The sequence below is a fragment of the Nostoc sp. genome, from assembly GCF_036917515.1.
Lineage (GTDB): Bacteria > Cyanobacteriota > Cyanobacteriia > Cyanobacteriales > Nostocaceae > Nostoc.
Window position 1 is genome coordinate 95,576 of record NZ_JBALDE010000021.1, and the last position, 19,460, is coordinate 115,035.

At 42.3% G+C, this 19,460-nt stretch carries 23 protein-coding genes and 3 pseudogenes; 9 read left to right on the forward strand and 17 right to left on the reverse strand.

Translation table 11 applies throughout. The features are described 5' to 3' along the window. Positions 1 to 56 precede the first annotated feature (56 nt). On the reverse strand, positions 57 to 959 hold the full coding sequence (locus tag V7K89_RS02490; RefSeq protein ID WP_335184174.1) for a DUF3153 domain-containing protein: 903 nt from the start codon (positions 957 to 959) through the stop codon (positions 57 to 59). Positions 960 to 1,143: 184 nt separating this feature from the next. Next, positions 1,144 to 1,686, reverse strand: coding sequence for a tetratricopeptide repeat protein (locus V7K89_RS02495; protein ID WP_335184175.1), 543 nt, complete (start codon positions 1,684 to 1,686; stop codon positions 1,144 to 1,146). A 167-nt stretch (positions 1,687 to 1,853) separates the two neighbouring features. On the opposite strand from V7K89_RS02495, the gene V7K89_RS02500 reads away from it, so the two are divergent. Continuing rightward, on the forward strand, positions 1,854 to 2,318 hold the full coding sequence (locus tag V7K89_RS02500) for a hypothetical protein (protein ID WP_335184176.1): 465 nt from the start codon (positions 1,854 to 1,856) through the stop codon (positions 2,316 to 2,318). 116 nt (positions 2,319 to 2,434) lie between these two features. On the opposite strand, the gene argB is transcribed toward V7K89_RS02500, so the two are convergent. The 3 genes from argB to V7K89_RS02515 all read right to left on the reverse strand — a co-directional run bounded on the left by argB (position 2,435) and on the right by V7K89_RS02515 (position 3,812). Continuing rightward, positions 2,435 to 3,331, reverse strand: coding sequence for an acetylglutamate kinase (argB, locus tag V7K89_RS02505; RefSeq protein WP_335184177.1), 897 nt, complete (start codon positions 3,329 to 3,331; stop codon positions 2,435 to 2,437). A 101-nt stretch (positions 3,332 to 3,432) separates the two neighbouring features. Next, positions 3,433 to 3,567 (reverse strand): hypothetical protein, encoded by a 135-nt coding sequence (locus tag V7K89_RS02510; RefSeq protein ID WP_335184178.1) that lies wholly within the window; start codon positions 3,565 to 3,567, stop codon positions 3,433 to 3,435. Positions 3,568 to 3,623: 56 nt separating this feature from the next. After that, a complete protein-coding gene (locus V7K89_RS02515) occupies positions 3,624 to 3,812 on the reverse strand; it encodes a pentapeptide repeat-containing protein (RefSeq protein ID WP_335184179.1) in 189 nt (62 codons plus the stop codon). Positions 3,813 to 4,004: 192 nt separating this feature from the next. Here V7K89_RS02515 and V7K89_RS02520 point away from each other — a divergent pair, with 192 nt between their 5' ends. Continuing rightward, positions 4,005 to 4,628 (forward strand): Uma2 family endonuclease, encoded by a 624-nt coding sequence (locus V7K89_RS02520; RefSeq protein ID WP_335184214.1) that lies wholly within the window; start codon positions 4,005 to 4,007, stop codon positions 4,626 to 4,628. 11 nt (positions 4,629 to 4,639) lie between these two features. On the opposite strand, the gene V7K89_RS02525 is transcribed toward V7K89_RS02520, so the two are convergent. The 4 genes and pseudogenes from V7K89_RS02525 to V7K89_RS02540 all read right to left on the reverse strand — a co-directional run bounded on the left by V7K89_RS02525 (position 4,640) and on the right by V7K89_RS02540 (position 6,091). Further along, positions 4,640 to 4,786: a hypothetical protein gene (locus V7K89_RS02525; protein WP_335184180.1), complete on the reverse strand. Its 147-nt coding sequence runs from the start codon at positions 4,784 to 4,786 to the stop codon at positions 4,640 to 4,642. Beyond that, positions 4,786 to 5,121: a XisI protein gene (locus tag V7K89_RS02530; protein WP_335184181.1), complete on the reverse strand. Its 336-nt coding sequence runs from the start codon at positions 5,119 to 5,121 to the stop codon at positions 4,786 to 4,788. Before V7K89_RS02530 ends, V7K89_RS02525 begins: the two co-directional genes overlap by 1 nt. Next, positions 5,121 to 5,465: pseudogene (locus V7K89_RS02535) on the reverse strand (element excision factor XisH family protein). Before V7K89_RS02535 ends, V7K89_RS02530 begins: the two are co-directional and overlap by 1 nt. Positions 5,466 to 5,545: 80 nt before the next feature. Then, positions 5,546 to 6,091, reverse strand: coding sequence for a shikimate kinase (locus tag V7K89_RS02540; protein ID WP_335184215.1), 546 nt, complete (start codon positions 6,089 to 6,091; stop codon positions 5,546 to 5,548). Between the two features lie 94 nt (positions 6,092 to 6,185). Between V7K89_RS02540 and V7K89_RS02545 the strand changes: the two are divergent. After that, a pseudogene (locus V7K89_RS02545) lies at positions 6,186 to 6,494 on the forward strand (hypothetical protein); the annotation flags it as partial. A 109-nt stretch (positions 6,495 to 6,603) separates the two neighbouring features. Here the strand turns inward: V7K89_RS02545 and V7K89_RS02550 are convergent. Continuing rightward, positions 6,604 to 6,788, reverse strand: a pseudogene (locus tag V7K89_RS02550) (NB-ARC domain-containing protein); the annotation flags it as partial. Between the two features lie 534 nt (positions 6,789 to 7,322). On the opposite strand from V7K89_RS02550, the gene V7K89_RS02555 reads away from it, so the two are divergent. After that, complete coding sequence (locus V7K89_RS02555; RefSeq protein ID WP_335184182.1) at positions 7,323 to 7,517, forward strand: hypothetical protein; 195 nt, start codon at positions 7,323 to 7,325, stop codon at positions 7,515 to 7,517. 19 nt (positions 7,518 to 7,536) lie between these two features. Here V7K89_RS02555 and V7K89_RS02560 read toward each other — a convergent pair whose 3' ends face one another. The 4 genes from V7K89_RS02560 to V7K89_RS02575 are packed head-to-tail and all read right to left on the reverse strand — an operon-like array spanning position 7,537 to position 11,479. Further along, on the reverse strand, positions 7,537 to 8,229 hold the full coding sequence (locus V7K89_RS02560) for a LapA family protein (protein ID WP_335184183.1): 693 nt from the start codon (positions 8,227 to 8,229) through the stop codon (positions 7,537 to 7,539). Then, positions 8,220 to 8,471 (reverse strand): hypothetical protein, encoded by a 252-nt coding sequence (locus V7K89_RS02565; protein ID WP_335184184.1) that lies wholly within the window; start codon positions 8,469 to 8,471, stop codon positions 8,220 to 8,222. Before V7K89_RS02565 ends, V7K89_RS02560 begins: the two co-directional genes overlap by 10 nt. Before the next feature lie 18 nt (positions 8,472 to 8,489). After that, positions 8,490 to 9,110: a flavin prenyltransferase UbiX gene (locus tag V7K89_RS02570; protein WP_335184185.1), complete on the reverse strand. Its 621-nt coding sequence runs from the start codon at positions 9,108 to 9,110 to the stop codon at positions 8,490 to 8,492. A gap of 17 nt (positions 9,111 to 9,127) precedes the next feature. Continuing rightward, a complete protein-coding gene (locus tag V7K89_RS02575; protein ID WP_335184186.1) occupies positions 9,128 to 11,479 on the reverse strand; it encodes a ribonuclease R family protein in 2,352 nt (783 codons plus the stop codon). Between the two features lie 865 nt (positions 11,480 to 12,344). Between V7K89_RS02575 and V7K89_RS02580 the strand changes: the two genes are divergently transcribed. Together V7K89_RS02580 and V7K89_RS02585 are read left to right on the forward strand one after the other, a co-directional pair. Beyond that, the gene (locus V7K89_RS02580; RefSeq protein ID WP_335184187.1) at positions 12,345 to 13,229 is read left to right on the forward strand and encodes a hypothetical protein; all 885 of its coding nucleotides are present in this window, start codon (positions 12,345 to 12,347) and stop codon (positions 13,227 to 13,229) included. 94 nt (positions 13,230 to 13,323) lie between these two features. After that, positions 13,324 to 14,220 carry a hypothetical protein gene (locus tag V7K89_RS02585; protein ID WP_335184188.1) on the forward strand — a complete coding sequence of 299 codons (897 nt, stop codon included), beginning with the start codon at positions 13,324 to 13,326 and terminating at the stop codon, positions 14,218 to 14,220. A 159-nt stretch (positions 14,221 to 14,379) separates the two neighbouring features. Here the strand turns inward: V7K89_RS02585 and clpP are convergent, their stop codons facing one another. After that, entirely contained in the window at positions 14,380 to 14,991 is a 612-nt protein-coding gene (gene clpP, locus V7K89_RS02590; protein WP_322729505.1) for an ATP-dependent Clp endopeptidase proteolytic subunit ClpP, read from the reverse strand. A 478-nt stretch (positions 14,992 to 15,469) separates the two neighbouring features. Between clpP and V7K89_RS02595 the strand changes: the two genes are divergently transcribed. Both V7K89_RS02595 and V7K89_RS02600 read left to right on the forward strand, forming a co-directional pair. After that, the gene (locus V7K89_RS02595) at positions 15,470 to 15,628 is read left to right on the forward strand and encodes a hypothetical protein (RefSeq protein WP_334913277.1); all 159 of its coding nucleotides are present in this window, start codon (positions 15,470 to 15,472) and stop codon (positions 15,626 to 15,628) included. A 246-nt stretch (positions 15,629 to 15,874) separates the two neighbouring features. After that, on the forward strand, positions 15,875 to 17,932 hold the full coding sequence (locus V7K89_RS02600; protein WP_335184189.1) for a thioredoxin domain-containing protein: 2,058 nt from the start codon (positions 15,875 to 15,877) through the stop codon (positions 17,930 to 17,932). 101 nt (positions 17,933 to 18,033) lie between these two features. On the opposite strand, the gene V7K89_RS02605 is transcribed toward V7K89_RS02600, so the two are convergent. Both V7K89_RS02605 and V7K89_RS02610 read right to left on the reverse strand, forming a co-directional pair. Next, positions 18,034 to 18,456 (reverse strand): type II toxin-antitoxin system VapC family toxin, encoded by a 423-nt coding sequence (locus tag V7K89_RS02605; RefSeq protein ID WP_335184190.1) that lies wholly within the window; start codon positions 18,454 to 18,456, stop codon positions 18,034 to 18,036. Then, the gene (locus V7K89_RS02610) at positions 18,453 to 18,677 is read right to left on the reverse strand and encodes a hypothetical protein (protein WP_335184191.1); all 225 of its coding nucleotides are present in this window, start codon (positions 18,675 to 18,677) and stop codon (positions 18,453 to 18,455) included. Before V7K89_RS02610 ends, V7K89_RS02605 begins: the two co-directional genes overlap by 4 nt. Positions 18,678 to 18,770: 93 nt before the next feature. Here V7K89_RS02610 and V7K89_RS02615 point away from each other — a divergent pair, with 93 nt between their 5' ends. Further along, entirely contained in the window at positions 18,771 to 19,373 is a 603-nt protein-coding gene (locus V7K89_RS02615; protein WP_335184192.1) for a molybdenum cofactor guanylyltransferase, read from the forward strand. The last annotated feature ends 87 nt before the right edge of the window (positions 19,374 to 19,460 follow it).

A 19,460-nucleotide genomic window follows, 5' to 3' on the forward strand; every position in this document is an offset into this window, starting at 1 on the left:
AAAAAGCCGATGGAGAATGCATCGGCTTTGCTAATAATATTCAACAGATAAATAGTCTACTGTTCCGGGATTGCTGCTGCTTTGGGAGGAAACTGAATTCTGGGATCTGGCATGAAATTGTATCTCAAGTACAATCCTCCTGAGACGAACAGGATAATTAACAACCCACCGATACCAAGGGGACTAGGAAGCCAGAAAACAGCTTCTATGTGGTTTAGCTCACCAGGCTGGAGTTTCCACACTAATTGATTACCATTTTTTTCTGGCTCAATTGCAGTTTCAGTTAGTTGAATATTTTTGGCTCCCCAAGGAGTCTTCAAGCTAAATTCCAAATCGAGAATTGAACCAGCATTAGCTAGTACATTACCTTTGCTAGCAATTAGAGAGAGCGATCGCAAATCCAAATCATAAATCAACCGATTTCGGACTAAAAGTAAAAAATTATTCTCCTCTAAGAGAACGTTTGATTCAATTTTCGGCAGTTCTGAGTCAGATTGGCTCTCTACAGACTCAGAAGGTTGATTTGCACGGGAGTTAAAGAATTCGTTGAACTTCTCTTGCAATTCCCTACCATTGCTAAAAGGAATTGTGACGATGATTTCTTCTTGGGAAACTCGCTGTGCTTTACCTTCAAGTTGACGGGCGCGACGTTCTATGCTTTTTAACCATTCGTACACCGAATCGCCACTAAAACTGGTTAGCCGTTCTCCCAACTTAATATGCTGTACTAGTTCGCCACTATTTGAGTTGTCAAAATTAAGCCCCACATCGTACTTCACACAGCCAGTCAGTAGCAAAGATGTTAACAGCACTAGCCACAGAATAGGATTTCGCATGGGAGAGACTCGGTTCATTCGTTTTCGACCATTCAGTGATGAGAGCAATTTCATGTTTGCCAATACAAAACTAAATGGTCTGATTAACCACAAAAAAATCTTTCCGAAAATTGAAGAATTCATAACTATAAATCTCCCCAAAAGTCAAACTTTTTAACCAATCTTGACTTATTAGTATTGTTTAAGATTCCTGGAATAGCATTTTGATCGCTCTGGGACTGGGTAATAAAATATGAGTAAGATTTAGTCTGGGTCTGAATCTTCATTCAAATCTTCCTAATCCCTAATCCAAAATCCAAAATTGTTATCAGCCAGGGGTTCCTGAAAAACTCAACCAAACCAAGTACGAGATGGTTAAACCAATGGCAATTAGCGCTACCCAGATAAAGCGATTATCTCTGGTATTGACCTGACTGAGGTCAACGAATTCTGGCTCGGCAGGTTTAGGCTTTTGCTGGACAGAAGATTTAGTAGACTTAGCAGGTACAGAAATTTTCAGTTCATTATCGGCTAATGTACCCAAATCGGGGATTTCGGTCATCCATTCGCTAGGTCTTTTCAGCTTTGGTGCTTTTAAGATATAAAGCATCCGCTGTGCTTGTTTGCTGATTTCAAAATGAGCATGGCGTTTGAGTCTTTCGCAAAGAGCGATCGCATCATCCGTGCGTCCAGCTGCTTCATAAGCTGTCACTAGATGAATTTCTACTTCGCCCCCAAGGCGAGAATTACGAGCTAACAGAGCGCTGGCTTTTTCTAAATTTTCTATGGCTTCGCGGTATTGCCCATTTTCAAAGGCAACTTTCCCAGTCTGGTAGCGGGTTTTAGCAATTTCTAAACTTTCTACACTCACGTCTTATACAAAAATTACCACTGTTTTCATTTTGCCAATGCCAGCAATCTTTTTGGAATCTTTTCAAAAGCTGGCAATCTGAGAGTGGATAAACTTCTAAAATTTTAACTATAGCTGCAACTATTTTCTAATTAAAAATTCCGGTATCAAATGCAGGTGAGCAAAATATGCTGAAAATCAAGCATTCACAACTGAATTGGCTCTTAGCAGGGATGACTTTAGCAGTGATGGGTGTAAGCATTACTCCAGCTTCCGCCCAGTCTGTGATCGTGATTGATGGTGGTTATGGAGTCAGGCAATCGCCTGCTGTGGGTTCCTTTATTTATGGTAGTCCGATTCCCACACCTATGCCTGTAGACCCAACAACGGGACTAATACCACAACGCAATTATTACCGCGATTATTCCTATCCCCAGTTCCGGCAAAACGTGAGAAATTCCACGCTGGTTAATCCAACTTACCCCAATTATTCTTATCCCCAGTTCCGGCAGAACTTGAGAAATTCTACGCTGATTAATCCAACAATTCGAGATTCAACCCTAGTTAATCCGGTGATTATCAATAATAATTCATGGCATCGTACACCATTTAGCGGTGGGCGATCGCGGGTTATTATTACTTATCCTCGGTAAAGTGAGGAGTCGGGAGTAGACTAAGATAATTCCTGTACAGACACGATTAATGAGCCAGCGCGTTGCGGCGGTTCCCCCCGTTATAGCGACTGGCGTCGCGTCTGTACTCTTAACTTTTACAAAGTAAACTGCGAACCGAGAATCATCGTCCCAATTCCACCATCAGTAAAGATTTCTAATAACAGGGCGTGGGGAATGCGACCATCGATAATGTGTGCTGCACGGACTCCTTGAGCAAGCGATCGCACACAACAATTCACTTTAGGAATCATCCCACCGCTAACTATACCATTGGCAATCAACTCGCGGGCTTCACGGATATCTACTTTCGGAATCAAAGTAGATTGGTCTTTGTAATCTTTTAAAATTCCACTAGTGTCGGTCAATAAAATTAACTTTTCTGCTCCTAATGCAGCAGCAATTTCTCCCGCTACAGTATCGGCGTTAATGTTATAAGCTTGCCCTGTCTCGTCAGCGGCAACGCTAGATACTACCGGAATATAGCCATTGCTAGCGAGGGTTTCCAAAATCTTGATATTCACATTGCTGACTTCCCCCACAAAGCCGATGCCTTCTTGACCTTGGGAACGGGCTGTAAATAGATTACCGTCTTTACCGCAAAGTCCTACAGCCAATCCACCAGCTTGGTTAATCAGGGAGACAATTTCTTTATTAACTCGACCAACTAAAACCATTTCCACCACATCCATTGTGGCGGCATCAGTGACTCGCAGACCATTCTTAAATTGTGGTTCGATGCCCAGCTTATCTAACCAACTGTTGATTTCTGGGCCACCACCGTGTACTACAATCGGACGCAAGCCCACGCAGGATAAGAATACAATGTCGCGGATAACCTTGTCTTTGAGTGTGCTATCTTTCATCGCTGCGCCACCATATTTGACAACAACAGTGCGACCGGCGAATTGTTGAATATAAGGTAGTGCTTCGCTTAGTACACGCACACGAGTGGCTTCAGCTTGCCTAATGTATTCAGAATCATTGACCGTCATGAGGAGCCTAACAGAGAGAGTTAAAACCTATTTCAGTCAGTGTAGAAGACTTTGTAACTAGTCACAATCTTTGATGCCAAAGTCGAGTATGTTTGTACTGATCAGCCATAGCTGTTTGGTTCAGTTACGAGTTCACCATCTGGCATAACGGTATTGTAGAAATAAGCCCCATATTTTTCCGCACCGCGCCAGTTAACTTCTAATAAATTAGCATTTTCAAGATTGACACTCTCCATACGAGTAACTCTCAAATCAGCACCACATAAATCAGCACCGTTCAGATTAGCGTCTCTTAAATCAGCACCCCATAACTTAGTTTTACAGAGGACACCCCACTCAAATCAGCACCACTGAGATTAATACCAGACAAGTCAACTTGGCTTAGAACTGCACCACTGAGATCGACTCCTGAAAAATCATTTTCCCCAGCATCTAGACGACTGAAAAACTCTTCAATATCCATTGAATACTTTGGTGACACAGCAGTAAAACTTCAAGCTTTAGAGTCAATCCCATAAATACGACAGATGAGACAGGCTAGATCAGGATGGTGTGTTACTTCGTTAACGCACCCTACAAAATAACTATTCCCACATTACTCGACGAACATAACAGCGATCGCTCCTTCAAACCTCTAGAATTGAAATCATTCAGCTGAAGCTATGGAATGAAAATGACCACGCTGCTAATTCAAACTGAAAGCACACCCTTAATGGTAAATTTCCCCTCCCTTGTGCAGATGACAAATGAGCAGTTCTACGAATTTTGTCAAGCCAATGGAGATTTACGAATTGAGCGTACTGCCAATGGGGAAGTCATCATTATGCCACCAGCTTTTTCAGATACGGGCAACCGTAACTTTAACATTGCTGCACAGCTGGGGAATTGGACTGAACAAAATGGCACTGGCATAGGCTTTGACTCCAGTGCAGGTTTTACACTACCCAATGGCGCTATGCGTTCCCCTGATGCTTCTTGGATTGAACTAGAGCGCTGGAATGCCTTAACAGATGCACAAAAAGCTTCATTTGCACCAATTTGTCCTAGCTTTGTGATTGAGTTACGTTCTTCCAGTGTCGGCGTAGCCCGTCGTAGACATCGCCTGATAAAATTACAAGACAAAATGCAGGAGTACATCGATAACGGTGCATCACTAGGCTGGTTAATTGATCGGCAGAATCGAAAAGTCTACATTTACCGTCCGAACCGAGAAGTTGAAATTTTGGATAATCCCGAAGCAGTTAGTGGTAATCCAGAATTACCAGGATTTATCCTGCGGATGGGCAAAATTTGGTAACTTAAGTCTTCTTAATGAGAAACTTGTGTTTTGAGAACGTTAAGAATTGCTTCAAGTACTCGCTTGGCAACATCTTCAGGTGTATCTCCCTCTCGCTCAGTGATGTGCAATTGGGTTTGAGAGTAAAGTGGTGTTCGTTGTTCGATGAGCGATCGCATTATGCTACGCCATAATCTGTATACTGACGCTTGTATGGAGTTTGCAAACCCAAGACAATATCCTCTGGTATAACTCCCATCATCACTAATTCCTCTGCCGGATTGCGATCGGTTAAATTCTGTTGCAGCCAGATTTTGCCATCTTTAATATCAAAATGCATCACGCATCGATAAATACGATTAAATCCTTGCCAACCGACATTCATCCATTGATAATAATTGCGTTCTGTGTCTAAAATGAGTTGGACTTCGACATCCTTATCCGAGACATCATCACTGGCATAGTTTGTCAACAATGTTTTAACATACTCTTGATATTTTGTTAGTTTATCCACTATACAATCACCTCATCTACTGGATTGTAAACAATTAATAGCACCTGATACTGTTTGATCACAGTTTAAGTAAACTCCAGTTGAAAAAATGTTTGGTACGTATCCAATAGAACTGCTAAGTATAATACTTGCTCTGGTTCATATCCCGCTAATGCTAGACGCTAACTAAGGAATTGTCCCAAAGCGAAGTAAAAATCTGTAATTGCCGAGGGGTTTAAAAAGCTTTTGATTTTAATTGCTATTTTTTCATTTCCTTTTTCTGCGGCAATTATTTTCTCTGCGCCTAAATCGATTTGGAAGTTAACTTGCCTAAATTTAAATTTTAATGGATTGCTCATAATTATCTATTGTTCTTTTTGCAAAGCTTTTTTAACTGATTCATGAAAAATATCTTTTGCAGACACAGTTAGCTCAATATTCCCCATTAAAGAGAAACAGGTTTTTTCAGTATGCTAGGAATTGCCTCAAGTACTTGCTTGGCAACCTCTTCAGGTGTATCTCCCTCTCGCTCGGTGATGTGCAAATCGGCTTGAGAGTAAAGTGGTGTTCGTTGTTCGAGGAGCGATCGCAACTTACCTTTAGGATCGGCATCTTGCAGCAGTGGTCTTGTGGTATCTTCAGCTAAACGACTGTAAATTATCTCCACTGGCGTATCTAGCCACACTATCAAACCGTGGTGTAAGTGACCCCAATTTTCTTGTCGCAGTACAATCCCCCCACCAGTTGCTATAGTCAACTTTGTAAAAGCACAAACTTGTGAAAGTACGTCGCTTTCTAACTGACGAAACCCGGCTTCACCAACTTGTGCAAATAACTGATTGATAGATTTACCTGTTGCTTGAGCAATGACATCATCGGTATCTACAAACCCATAACCCAGTTTTTTTGCTAGTAAGCGCCCTACTGTCGTCTTACCAACGCCCATAATCCCAATTAAGTACAGGTTGACTCCTTGTAATAAGCTGCTCACCAGTTGCTTCGCTCCAATTATAAGTTTTGAGTGCTGAGTCACAGTTTTAAATTATAAACTCAACAACTCAATCTAGGATTTAAAAACGACATCACAAACAGGACTGATAGCTGCATCAGATGGAGAACAGCTTTATTTTGCAATGTCTCAGAATCGGGTAATTTTCACCCATAATGACTTTGTGATACTTCATCAAGGTGGCTTTATTATGCACTCAGGAATTACTTACTGCGCTCAGAACCGCCGCTCAATTGGGGAAATATTGAAAAGTTTAATTTTAATCTGGGAAGTTCTTGAGCTAGAAGAGCTGAAAGCTTTTATTGTTTTACTCAAATGTAAAAGTGCGATACCTTTTGGAACGAGACGCTGTAGCTTACTTCCCTGTTCGCGCAGCGTCACGTAGGAAATGAATACAGTAGCCTTTCCTGGAGAATCAGGGGTACGCTAACGCATCTTGGGCGACTCCAGTTTTTAACCTTCATTGAGTATCTGATTTGGTTACTCAGCATTTATTCTATGTATTTATATAAACCATTAGAAAGATAAACTCTAACAATATTACTACTACAACTTTGATGCTGATATTAGCAATTTCCGCAGGAAGACAACTACAAATTAAACCTCTAAGAAATTTATTTTCAACGGATGTCAAGGCTTTTCCCTTTGCATTTATCAACTTTACTTGTATTTTTTCTAACTAGCAATTGTTTTAATATCTGCGAATTCATCTTCTTTTTAAGAGGAATTAAATGCCATAATTACTGTTGTTAATGTATTTAAAGTAACTTAGGTAATAGATTAACGATTTTTCTGTGAAATTATCATAAGTAATAAACGATGAATTTCTCAGGAATGTAGTAATTTTCCTAAAGTAACTTGGTAATAGCTGCATAATAATCACTATACTTAACTAAAAAATTAACTTAGCTTGTTTGAAACTTTATCCAAACAATATCTGTCTATCTAAATAATCAAGGTTTTTACTCTGATGGTTAATTTTAAGTATACACAATACCGTGTTTCTAACAGCACAGGGTCGTTATTCTAAAAGTTCAGTTATAACAAGACCTGCTCAATTAAATGTTTATGATAAAGGTGTAAATAATGACTGATTTACCGCGATCGCCCAAAAAAAGCTTGTAAATAAATTGAAGTTTCGATACAAAGACTACTGCATATTCCACCCCAATAAGCCTGAATGAATAAATATTGTATGAATGAGGTGTCAACCATGACTCGAATTCGTGACGTTGTAGAAAGAGCTTTAGCAACTGGCTATTTAACAGTTGCAGCTGAAGATCAACTACGACAACTGTTGACTACCCGATATGACTTGGAAGATTTCAATGCTTTCATGATTTTGCAGGAAGCTGCCATGACTGGTAAGGTCAAGCAGGAGTCTAGAGAGCGGTGTGGCATTAAATAGAGATGTAGCCTGCTACATCTCACCGACGGGGGCGTTTACCATCATCTTCAAAATCATCATCCTCAAAAAATTCCCAATCATCATCATCCGCTTGATTGCTAGTTGGCGGCTGGTAAGGGGGAATAATTACCCGGTAATCAGCATCGTAAATTGATTCAGTTTTTCCCGCAGCTGTATTTTTTGGCTCACGGTAGCTGTAGGAGTAAACTGAACCAGACCGAGAACTACTTTTGGCTTCTGATTGACGTTCGTAAGTTGTTGAATCTCTAGGCTGTTGAGCTTGAGGACTAGGGGTAGGTGCTGATGACTGTTCATCAAAGTTCCAATCATCATCTCTACTGCTATTTGTCTCCCAATCATCAAATACCTCATTGCTAGACTCTTCATTTTTACTAGCTGGTGGTGGAGAACTGGCAGGGCGAGATGTAAATTCTTCTCTTTGGGTTGTGGCACGGCTTGAAGGGGTGGTTGCTCTGTTAGGAGTTTGGCGTTGTCCTGCCACAAAATAATTGGATAAATTAAATAAGGTAGCAATCAATATCGATGTGAAAGCACCAGTGGCAGTACTGAACAAAATCCATATCGCTAGTGGTAATGGTTGAGTTCGCACGCCCAAAAATACTAGCGATAGGGCAGGTGAGAAATTTTGGACTAATAACAGCGTTAGTCCTCCCAGTACTGCCACCAATAAAATTAAGCGAATTACAGCCATAAAAAAGGTAAAAGGTAGAAGGCAAAGGGCAAAAGGCAAAAGGCAAAAAGCAAAAAGGCAAAAAGCAAAAGTAACTCTATGTTTCTTTTACCCTTCTCTGCAAGACGCTGCGCGAACGGGTGACGCTCCTGCATCGCTAACGCTGCGCTAACGCCACTTGACGCCAGTCCGCTCAAGTCGGGAGATCCGCCCACGCGGCTGGCTCCTTTATGCCGGGGAACCCGTCCACCGTAGTGGCTCACCTTTTTACTTTTACCTTTTTACTTCCTTCCTTGCCACCGCTGAATTGGGATACAGTCAATATCTAGTTGATCTAAAGCACGGGCAACTACAAAATCAACTAAATCCTCAATGGTTTGGGGATTGTGATACCAGGCGGGAATAGCAGGGACAACTCTCACTCCAACTTCTGCTAAAGAAGTTAAGTTACGTAGATGGATGAGACTAAAAGGAGTTTCACGCGGGACAATAACCAGCTTTCGCCCTTCTTTGAGTTGGACATCCGCTGCTCGTTCTAGTAAATCGGAACTCAAGCCAACCGCTAGCTTTGCCACTGTACTCATGCTGCATGGAATAATCATCATCCCCAGAGTCGCAAAGGAACCGCTGGCAACTCCGGCTCCGACATCGCTCCAAGGATGACACCGGAGTTTACCCAAAAGTGGAACTCCAGCCTGCTCTCGCCAGAATAATTCTTGCCCGGTTGGTTCTGATGGCATCCGAATTTCCTGTTCTGACTGCCAAACCATGTAAGTTGATTTAGAGGCAACCAATTCAATACTATACTCCGCTTCTAGCAAAAATTTGATCGCGCGAACAGCGTAAATCAGTCCAGATGCGCCCGATACGCCTATAATTAAAGGTTTGGTGTGATTTGACACGTAATTTTTAGTGGATTTTACTCATCCTCAGAGTAAGGATCTAGGTCATCAGGCTCCATATCATTTGGTAAGTAGAGGTCTGAAAGGTCATCATGGGAATCATTGCCAGTTAAACCTTTAGCGAAGCCATCACTGCCAACTGTTACCAAATCAATTTGCTGACGGTAGTAATCGACACTTTTAACTTGGACAGCGACGCGATCGCCTAGTCTGTAAGAAGCGCGATTTTTCCGCCCAAATAGTGCCTGTTGTCTGGCGCGATATTCATACCAATCATCTTTGAGAGAACTAACGTGTACCAATCCCTCTACTCTCAAAGGCATACCAGGATTACTCCTAGACTCCACCTCAGCGGCTGGTACTTCAATTTCCACAAAGAAACCGTAGGATTGAACCCCGGTAATCACGCCTTGAAATACCTGACCGATGCGTTGCTTCATCAGTTGGGCTTTTTGCAGTCCAGCTAAATCGGCTTCGGCTTCTTGGACTTCTTTTTCTCGGTCGTTGATTTGGACGATTACCCTAGTCAAATCGCTTTGCAGTTCTTGTTGCAATTCCGGGGGTAAAACGTTCCAGTTAATTTCCTCGTGGCTGGAGGAGTGGCGGAGATTAACGCGCTCTCTAACACGAGTATTGCGGCGATCGCGTCCGTTTTCGAGTAGCGTATAATACACTCTCTGCATCAGCAAATCTGGGAAACGCCGCAAGGGAGCGCTAAAATGGACATATTGCGGTAGTGCCAGACCAAAGTGAGATCCTTTGGTGGTACTGTATGCAGACGGCTTAAGGGTATCTTGTAATAAGTAAGTAAGAACTTGCTCAGAAGGAGATTCAGCAAAAGCTGTGGTCAAATGTTGGTAATCTAAGGGTTGGATATCGATTTCTGGATCTAATGTTAGGTCAACGCCTAAATTGACTGCCAATTTCAGCATTTCTTGGACATCTTCAACATCAGGAGTACCTTGGACTCGCCAGATAGCCGGAACACCAAGGGCATTTAAGTGAGTTGCGAACAGTTGATTAACTAACAGTACCAACTCTGTGAGTAGTGATCGCACTGGTAAATCATTTACCACCACAGCGCCAAGAATCCCCTCATCATAATAGGCGTTTTGGCTAGGCGGTAGATTCAACTGGAGGCTACCACGAGTCAAGCGTACCTGTTTTACGGCTATTTGCAAGGCTTGGAGGTCTTGCAGTATTTGGGAAACCTGTGATGATTTATCTTGATCGCCTGTAAGAATTGCTTGGGCTTGTTCTGTAGTCAGTGCAGTCTCGACATTAATTACACTGGGTTGAATTTCCCATTCCAGCACTTCTCCCGATTGGGGATCGATAGTAATCAAAAAAGAGATGGTTAAGCGATCGCTCCCAGGTACTAAAGAACAGCGTTCTACCACAGTTGGCGGCAAGATTGGCAACACCAATTCTCCTAAATAGACTGATTTGCCCCGTTTGAGTGCTTCTCTATCTAGGGCTTCGTCAGGTTGGACATAGTGAGAAACATCGGTGATATGAACGCCCAAAAGCCAATTTCCGGCTAAGTTTTTTTCTAAACTAAAAGCGTTTTCTATAACTTTGGTATCACTATTTACCCCTTCAATCGTGAGAGTATACAAATTACGTAAATCCAGCCGATTTTTCAGGTCTGCTTTTAGTAGCTTTTTGGGCAATTTAGCGGCTGCTTCTAAAACATTATCTGGAAAAGTCCGGGAAAGGTCGTGTTTGCACGTAACTAAATCTATATCAGCTGCGGCTTCGGCATCGCTACCGAGGATTTGCACTACTCGACCAAGGGGAGGATATTGTGCCAACGGGTAACGCAAAACTTCCACATGAACCAGATGATCGATCGCTTCTTCTAACTTTGCCCCGTTCGGTTGAATCTTGAGTTCAAACAGCAATCGATCGTCTAAAGGCACAGCCCGAAAACCAGTTTCTACTTGCTTAATTCGTGCTAGTAAAGTGTGGTTAGAACGTTCGAGAATCAGCTTCACCTCACCTTCTGGAGAGCGACGCCGACTGCCTTCTTTGAGAACTCTCACCAAAACGCGATCGCCATTCCAAGCATTACTCAGATGACTTTCGCGGATGTAAATATCCTCAGCTCCTTCCACATCTTGAATAGCAAAGCAAAAGCCTTTACTAGAACAACGGAGTTTTGCCTCGATTATTCCCTCTTCTGAAACACGGCGGTACTTGCCCCGTTCCTTCACTAAAATACCGATTTTTTCCAGAACATCTAAAGCAATGTGAAGTTTTTGTAAACTTTTTTCATCTTCACAGCCAAGTTTCTTTTCTAAAACCTTCCGAGCTACCAATTTATCATCGGTGAAATTGGCAAGGAGTGTAGCGATTGAAAATTCCATGCAGTGAACCGACCTTTGGTCAAAACATCATTTGTTGTTTAATCTGGTTCCTTTCTGTATACCCTCACGGCTTACAGAAATAAGCTGGAAACTAATTGCCCTGAAGCAAGCTTCCTAAGTTCTAAGGAAAGGAAGCCCGACCCAGTAAGAGCGGGAAACTACTCACCGCAGTTCCTTTGCAAAGAAGCCAACCCACGGACAACTCTGGGCATTTACGAACTTCTCACTGCACGGTGCTCTCAGAATTCGCCTGCGTTCAAGTCCCTTCACCTAACCAAACTTAAGATTGCACGCCTGATTAAAATTTAGCCCCGCTAGTTAATTACGCGACGGGTTTTTGAGAAGCTGGGTTTAGAGAATCCATACTGCCCAAAAGCGCTATGCAGGGGAGCCACTACAGTCCTGGGGTCTCCCCAAGTAGGAACAAGTGGCGTGGAAACTACAGGTGTTTGATTGTCTAGAGAGAAGGTAATTTTACGCCATTAGACTCTGATTTTTAACTAGGAGGAACTGCTGGTGAACCCAATTTTCCCACATGTAGAATCGGTAACAATTAGGTAAGCAGCTTAATAAGCAGCGAGGGCGAACCTTATCTCCACTATTGTAGATTTAGAGGGCACTTCCAGAAAATAGTTCTAGATATAGACTTGGGTATTCAGTATAGCATTGCAAGCAAGACTACCCAGATAAGTTAGCACTGACCAAAAATTTCGTCAAAAAAGAGCTACTGCTACAATTGGGACACAACACAAAGCATTAAAAGGGACTGGGGATTGGGTATTAGGGATTAGGATTAAAATAATTCTTTCCCAGTCCCCAGTCCCTAATCCCAAGTCCCCAGCAGATTTAGATTGGTAGCAGTATTATGTTGGCTCAATTCCAGAGCTTGTATCCCAAAGGCAGTTTGATTTCTGAATTAGTACAAATTTTTCAAGGAAAATATATTGTTCGGGCAAGCGTGCAAATTGAAGGTGTCACCCGTGCTACGGGTATGGCAGCAGCAGAAACAGTAGAAGCAGCAGAAGACCAAGCCAGAACCAGGGCGCTGATAGTTTTGGGTATTACAAACGCGCCACCAGAATCAGTGGCGTTGACCTCAAATCCAGTTTCTCCAGCACAGCTAAATCCTGACTTGAATACTAAAGGTGGATTGAGTGAGCCTGCTGCTTATTCCTCTGCAAAAGATGAGGATTTTGTTAGTAGTCAGTGGTCAGCAATCAGCAACAAAGAAATATCTATACCGCCTTCCAAAGAACGGAACATCAAACCAGAAGTAGTAACAAACAGTAACGAACAATACGGGTACAGCAATGCTGCGCCTTTATCAAACGATACCTATGGCCAGAATTTAGATCAAAATCCGATGAGTGCCAACCGGGAGCTAGAATTCGACCCTCCAGTTGAGAACTTGGAAATAAATTTTGATAACCAGCCAGAAAATCAAACCTTTCCGGCAATTTCTGCCAACAATGTCACACCATTTACACCTCGGAGTTACAGCCCTCAAGAAAATGTCACTACCCCGCCAGCAACAGCAAAGAGAAAGAAAAAAGCTGAACCCGTGGATTTATCGGATGTAATTGCTAAAACAGATGTTGAACTTCAGCGTTTAGGCTGGACACCAGAACAGGGACGGGAGCATCTAATTGAAACCTACGGTAAGCGCGGGCGGACTTTGCTGACTGAAGAAGAATTACACGGATTTCTCAAATACCTGCAATCACAGCCAGACCCAATAGCGGGATTTTGATTAGTCAATAGTCATTTGTCCTTTGTCATTTGTCCTTTGTAATTAGTAAAGGTCAATGACTATTGACGTAGGCTATTGAAACTGTGACGAAGTTATGGAACCTGTGAATTTTGCTAAACTACTTGCTCAAATAGATGTCGAAATGCAGTCATTAGGCTGGACAAGAGAAGAGGAACGGGAGCGTCTCAAAAGAAATTATAGGGAGAGATCGCGTACTTTGCTCGCATATAAAGAATTGTTGGACTTACTCCAATACCTTTACCTTGTATCTCAACCGACACCAACATTAGACGAAATTCTGATTGCCAAAATTAATGTGGAAATGCAGCGATTACGGTGGACAACAGAGCAGGGACGGGAACATCTCAAAGAAAACTATGAGAAGCGATCGCTTACTTTGCTTACAGAAGTCGAATTATTAGACTTCCTCCAATATCTTATATCTCTACCGACATCACCATTAGAAATTCTGATTGCCAAAATTAATGTGGAAACGGAGCGATTACGCCAGATAACAGAGCACAGACAGGAACATCTCAAAAAAAACTATGAGAAGCGATCGCTTACTTTGCTTACAGAAGTTGAATTATTAGACTTCCTCCAATACCTTGTATCTCAACCGACACCGCCATTAGACGAAGTTCTGATTGCCAAAATTAATGTGGAAACGGAGCGATTACGCCAGACAACAGAGCACAGACAGGAACATCTCAAAAAAAACTATAAGAAGCGATCGCTTACTTTGCTTACAGAAGTCGAATTATTAGACTTCCTCCAATACCTTATATCTCAACCGACACCGCCATTAGACGAAGTTTTGATTGCTCAAACAGATGTTGAACTTCAGCGTTTAGGCTGGACACCAGAACAAGGACAGGAACATCTGATTGAAACCTATGGGAAGCGATCGCGTTTTTTTCTAACCGATGAGGAATTGCATGAATTCCTCCAATATCTCAAATCTCAGCCAGATCCAATAGCAGGATTTTGATTTCCAACTTTTAAATCAAGTTTTGAACTTCTAAATCGAGTTTTGAACTTCTAAATCAGGTTTTAAAATCAAATAACCCTTCTTCATAACTGAAGAGGGGTTATTTTAGGGTTTAAGGAAATTAAAAGTGGTAAATCACCATTTAACCAATCGTGACTATTAATTAAGAACAGCAACTGCTGGGCGACTACCAGCGGAGTGACGGTCAATCACTTGGTCAATCAAACCGTATTCCCTGGCTTCCTCTGGCGACATGAAAAAGTCACGCTCAGTATCTTCAGCAATCCGCTCAATTGGTTGACCTGTATGTTCGGCTAAATAGTCGTTTAGCCGCCGCTTATGGTAGAGAATTTCCCGCGCCTGAATTTCAATATCAGTCGCCTGTCCTTGAGCGCCACCTAAAGGTTGATGAATCATAATCCGAGAATGAGGTAGACTCATCCGCTTACCCTTAGTACCCGCGCTGAGGAGAAAAGCGCCCATACTCGCCGCCAATCCGGTACAAATTGTACAGACATCAGGGCGAATATGTTTCATAGTGTCAAAAATGCCCATACCAGCCGTCACCGAACCACCGGGAGAATTGATGTACATATAAATGTCTTTCTCCGGGTCTTCAGCATCCAAATACAGCAGTTGGGCAACAATCAAGTTGGCAATATTGTTATCAACTTGTTGTCCCAAAAAGATGATGCGCTCACGTAACAGCCGTGAGTAGATGTCAAAGGCGCGTTCACCTCGACCCGATTGTTCAATAACGATAGGAATCATGGAAGCGTGTTTGTGGCTACTTTAAATACATTTTATCCGTGACAGCACGAAACTGGGGCTGATCTCTACTATTCCCAGGTAGATATAAGTAAATCTTGGCTATTCTGTCTTATTCAACAAAAAAGCAAAATGTGCTTTTGCCATAAATTCAACTTCTAAGGACACTTTTTAGGAACAAAGGCTGTCCAAGAGAATATCCTGGTTTAGAGAAGAATAAATCAAAAAACTTCAATTGTCGCCAATCTGATATTTTGGACTTTGCTACACAACTTTGGCGATGTATTGATTAGACTGATAACCGAAATCCTATTTGCTTAGAGAATTATATTAACCATTAGTAACATTTTAAACATTTTTTTAGGATTTCCTTCGGCATTTATCGAGTTATTTTTGTTAGATTCGGTTAACTGAGAGTACAAGGTGTATTTAGAATAACCAGTCGCAGTTGAAATGCTATCCACTTAGAGAGAGACGTGCCATGCTGGAAAAACTCATACAAGCCGCCATCATCACCTTCTTGCTCCATCTGATAGCAGGACTTAGCCCAAATACTTTAATGCAAACAAAGACAGCATCACCTATGCAGCAAGAAATGCCACCAAATATTGTTAGCTTGCTATTGCGATCTTTTCAATAAGAATGTTTCATAATTTGCACAGGTGTAAGTAAGTCGGCGTATATAAACTCAATTATATAGATGATTTCCTTGTAGTTAACGCTGACTACAAAACTGCAATTTTTTACATAACTTACTTAGGCAAGATTAAAAATAAAAGTATAATTCGCTCGTTGAGTTTCTGACTTAATGTACATAGCTGTCTAGGCTCACACTCTTGAGAACAGGGTAGACTGAGCAAAGAAGGCAAACAACTTGCGTTTAATTATGACTAATCGCCTTGCTGAAGCTAAGAGCCTCTATCTCCGCAAACACGCCGAAAACCCAATTGATTGGTGGCCTTGGTGTGATGAAGCACTTGCAACTGCAAGGGCGCAAAATAAACCGATTTTTCTCTCCATTGGCTATTCTAGTTGCCACTGGTGTACTGTCATGGAAGGCGAAGCTTTTTCTGATATTGCGATCGCTGACTACATGAATACTAATTATCTTCCGATCAAAGTAGACAGAGAAGAAAGACCTGACCTCGATAGCATCTATATGCAAGCTTTGCAGATGATGAGCGGCCAAGGGGGTTGGCCTTTAAATATTTTTCTTTCCCCAGAAGATTTAGTACCGTTTTACGCTGGTACTTATTTCCCTGTAGACCCGCGTTATGGTCGTCCGGGATTTTTGCAGGTGTTGCAAGCCCTTCGCCGTTATTACGATACAGAAAAAGCAGAATTACAGCAACGCAAAGCCTTAATTATTGAGTCGCTGCTCACGTCTGCGGTGTTACAAGATGGTACAACAGATGAGCTTGAAGATCATGAATTACTCCGCCAAGGTTGGGAAACCAGTACACGCGTAATTACTCCTACTCAATCCAGTAACAGTTTTCCGATGATTCCCTATGCAGAATTAGCACTGCGGGGAACTCGATTTAATTTTGAATCTGGCGATGATGGTGAGCAAGTTTGTACCCAGCGGGGACTAGACTTAGCGCTGGGCGGCATTTATGACCATGTAGCTGGTGGTTTTCATCGCTATACTGTTGACCCGACTTGGACAGTACCCCACTTTGAAAAGATGCTCTACGACAATGGACAGATTGTGGAGTATCTAGCTTCTTTATGGAGTGCAGGAGTACAAGAGCCAGCCTTTGAGAGAGCGGTTGCTGGGACTGTACAATGGCTGAAGCGAGAAATGACTGGACCAGAAGGTTACTTCTATGCTGCTCAAGATGCCGACAGCTTCACTAAATCTACTGCGACAGAACCAGAAGAAGGAGCTTTTTACGCCTGGAGTTACAGCGAATTACAACAACTGTTAACGCCTGAAGAATTAACTCAATTACAACAGCAATTTACTGTTACCTCTAACGGCAACTTTGAAGGACTTAATGTTTTACAAAGACGCCATTCAGGTCAACTGAGTGCAACGCTAGAAACATCATTGAGCAAGCTGTTTACGGCTCGTTATGGCGTTGATTCTGAGTCACTAGAAACTTTTCCTGCTGCTCGTAACAACCAGGAAGCAAAAACTATTAACTGGCCAGGTCGCATTCCCTCGGTGACAGATACGAAAATGATTGTCGCCTGGAATAGCTTGATGATTTCTGGGCTGGCTAGGGCTGCTGGGGTTTTCCAACAACCTTTATATCTGGAATTAGCAGCACAAGCGGCGAATTTTATTTTGAAAAATCAGTTTGTTGGTGGGCGTTTCCAGAGACTCAACTATCAAGGAGAACCAACTGTTTTAGCGCAGTCTGAAGACTATGCTTTGTTTGTTAAAGCTCTGCTAGATTTGCAAGCTTCTAACCCTGAGGAGAAGCAATGGTTAGAAAATGCGATCGCTATCCAAGATGAATTTAATGAATTTCTCTGGAGCGTAGAATTAGGTGGTTATCATAACACATCAAGCGATTCTAGTCAAGAGTTAATTGTTAGAGAGCGTAGTTACGCAGATAATGCGACACCATCAGCCAATGGAGTTGCGATCGCAAACCTTGTGCGTCTGGCCCTACTCACCGATAATCTAGATTATTTGGATTTAGCGGAACTTGGTTTGAAAGCTTTTAGAAGTGTAATGCATCGCGCTCCCCAAGCTTGTCCCAGCTTGTTTACAGCTTTGGATTGGTATCGTAATTCTACTTTGATTCGCAGCAGCACTGAGCAAATCAACGCTTTGATTCCCAAGTATTTGCCGGCGGCTGTGTTTGCCATTACATCCGATTTTCCAGAGGGAAGCGTTGGGTTAGTTTGCCAAGGTTTGAAGTGTCTTGCACCAGCAGAAAATGTAGAGCATTTATTGCAGCAAGTCCAGCATAGTCAGGTGAGGGCGTGAAATAGTTTTATTTCTCCCAACTAGAATGTTACCAGCAGGTCATCCAGTCTTGATCGTAACTTTCTGCGCGGTTGCTCATTTAACCCCGTATAGTGTGATGCCTAAACAGACCAAGGATTAACCATTACCACCCTTGTCCCAGAAAAATCTTTTTCGTTACGGGTGACAAGTGATAAAGAGTTATGAATTGCGCTCACTGCAATCAGAGAATCCATCAGAGGTAGAGGTCGCCCCCAAAGTTCTAGTTGCGCAACTAAATTTCCCCACAACAACATTGTTGAGACATCTATATTTAAGATTCTTTGTTGAAAGCGATTGGGCAAGGTTTCATTCAGCCAAGTTGTTAGAGATTCTTTCCGTTTAGATGCAGTAATTTTACTGATGCCTTTAGCAATTTCGCCAATTGTGATAACGCTAAGGTAAAGCGTTTCTGGCACTTGGGCATCTAACCAATCTAAAACTTGTTGATTTGGTTGTTTGGCAACAAGTTCAGAAATCACGCAGGTATCAAGGAGATAAGTCATGGGGTGAAGGCATCGCTCTTAAGGGTGCGATCTCGACTAAGGTCAAGTTCTTCGGTGAGTTCAGCTAGGGGGGATTGACGGAAAAACTCTGAGAGTTTGCTTGGTTGATCTGGGTGGGTGTTGTTGTGTGTGGTCAGGCTTTGGGCAAGGAATTGAATGATGTATAGTTTATCGTTGGGGGAAAGCTGAAGGAGTTGTTGTTCGAGTTCTTGGATAGGCATGATGGGGTTTAGGTAGAAGATAAATTTATTCTACTTTCAGCGTCACGGGTTAATTTAGTTTGACTCGTTTTTTACCCTCTATTTTTTTAACGAATGACTATTAACTCATGTAGCAAATTAACTGCGATTGTATTAGCTGGAGGTAAGAGTTCTCGCATGGGTCACGATAAAGCCTTGATTCCCATTCAAGGGGTACCATTGTTGCAGCGAGTTTGTGGGATTGCTCAAGGCTGCGCTGATACTGTTTATGTAGTAACTCCCTGGCCAGAACGCTATCAAGATTTGCTTTTGGCTGGTTGTCAGTTTATCGAGGAAGTACCTTTGTCTGGAAAATCTCTAGCCCACGGGCCTCTAGTTGGGTTTGCTCAAGGGCTAGCTAAAGTTAAGACAGATTGGGTGCTATTGCTAGCTTGCGATTTGCCGAGGTTGCGGGTTGAGGTGTTGCAAGATTGGGCAAGTAGACTTGATAGCGTCGAGGATAATGCGATCGCAGCTTTAGCTTGTCATCCCAAAGGTTGGGAACCTCTGTGTGGTTTTTATCGCCGTAGCTGTTTGCCACAACTCCTAGAGTTTATCAACCAAGGGGAGCGATCGTTTCAACAGTGGCTTCGGCAATATTTTGTAGAAGTTTTGCCCTTAGCAGAACCAGAAATGTTGTTTAACTGTAATACACCAGAAGACTTAGCTTTAAGTTGAGTTGGGAAATGGGACTTAATTGTGAACTGAACCTGCGGAAACTCTAACTATAAAGTCATTGGTAATGCCTGATTAAATACCATATTC

What these genes read in the sequence shown, in the direction of transcription:
- V7K89_RS02490 (WP_335184174.1), bottom strand. Translation starts at nt 959, where the DNA reads ATGAATTCTTCAATTTTCGGAAAGATTTTTTTGTGGTTAATCAGACCA.
- V7K89_RS02500 (WP_335184176.1), top strand. Translation starts at nt 1,854, where the DNA reads ATGCTGAAAATCAAGCATTCACAACTGAATTGGCTCTTAGCAGGGATG.
- argB (WP_335184177.1), bottom strand. Translation starts at nt 3,331, where the DNA reads ATGACGGTCAATGATTCTGAATACATTAGGCAAGCTGAAGCCACTCGT.
- V7K89_RS02510 (WP_335184178.1), bottom strand. Translation starts at nt 3,567, where the DNA reads ATGGAGAGTGTCAATCTTGAAAATGCTAATTTATTAGAAGTTAACTGG.
- V7K89_RS02520 (WP_335184214.1), top strand. Translation starts at nt 4,005, where the DNA reads ATGACCACGCTGCTAATTCAAACTGAAAGCACACCCTTAATGGTAAAT.
- V7K89_RS02525 (WP_335184180.1), bottom strand. Translation starts at nt 4,786, where the DNA reads ATGCGATCGCTCATCGAACAACGAACACCACTTTACTCTCAAACCCAA.
- V7K89_RS02555 (WP_335184182.1), top strand. Translation starts at nt 7,323, where the DNA reads ATGACTCGAATTCGTGACGTTGTAGAAAGAGCTTTAGCAACTGGCTAT.
- V7K89_RS02560 (WP_335184183.1), bottom strand. Translation starts at nt 8,229, where the DNA reads ATGGCTGTAATTCGCTTAATTTTATTGGTGGCAGTACTGGGAGGACTA.
- V7K89_RS02575 (WP_335184186.1), bottom strand. Translation starts at nt 11,479, where the DNA reads ATGGAATTTTCAATCGCTACACTCCTTGCCAATTTCACCGATGATAAA.
- V7K89_RS02580 (WP_335184187.1), top strand. Translation starts at nt 12,345, where the DNA reads ATGTTGGCTCAATTCCAGAGCTTGTATCCCAAAGGCAGTTTGATTTCT.
- V7K89_RS02585 (WP_335184188.1), top strand. Translation starts at nt 13,324, where the DNA reads ATGGAACCTGTGAATTTTGCTAAACTACTTGCTCAAATAGATGTCGAA.
- clpP (WP_322729505.1), bottom strand. Translation starts at nt 14,991, where the DNA reads ATGATTCCTATCGTTATTGAACAATCGGGTCGAGGTGAACGCGCCTTT.
- V7K89_RS02595 (WP_334913277.1), top strand. Translation starts at nt 15,470, where the DNA reads ATGCTGGAAAAACTCATACAAGCCGCCATCATCACCTTCTTGCTCCAT.
- V7K89_RS02600 (WP_335184189.1), top strand. Translation starts at nt 15,875, where the DNA reads ATGACTAATCGCCTTGCTGAAGCTAAGAGCCTCTATCTCCGCAAACAC.
- V7K89_RS02605 (WP_335184190.1), bottom strand. Translation starts at nt 18,456, where the DNA reads ATGACTTATCTCCTTGATACCTGCGTGATTTCTGAACTTGTTGCCAAA.
- V7K89_RS02610 (WP_335184191.1), bottom strand. Translation starts at nt 18,677, where the DNA reads ATGCCTATCCAAGAACTCGAACAACAACTCCTTCAGCTTTCCCCCAAC.
- V7K89_RS02615 (WP_335184192.1), top strand. Translation starts at nt 18,771, where the DNA reads ATGACTATTAACTCATGTAGCAAATTAACTGCGATTGTATTAGCTGGA.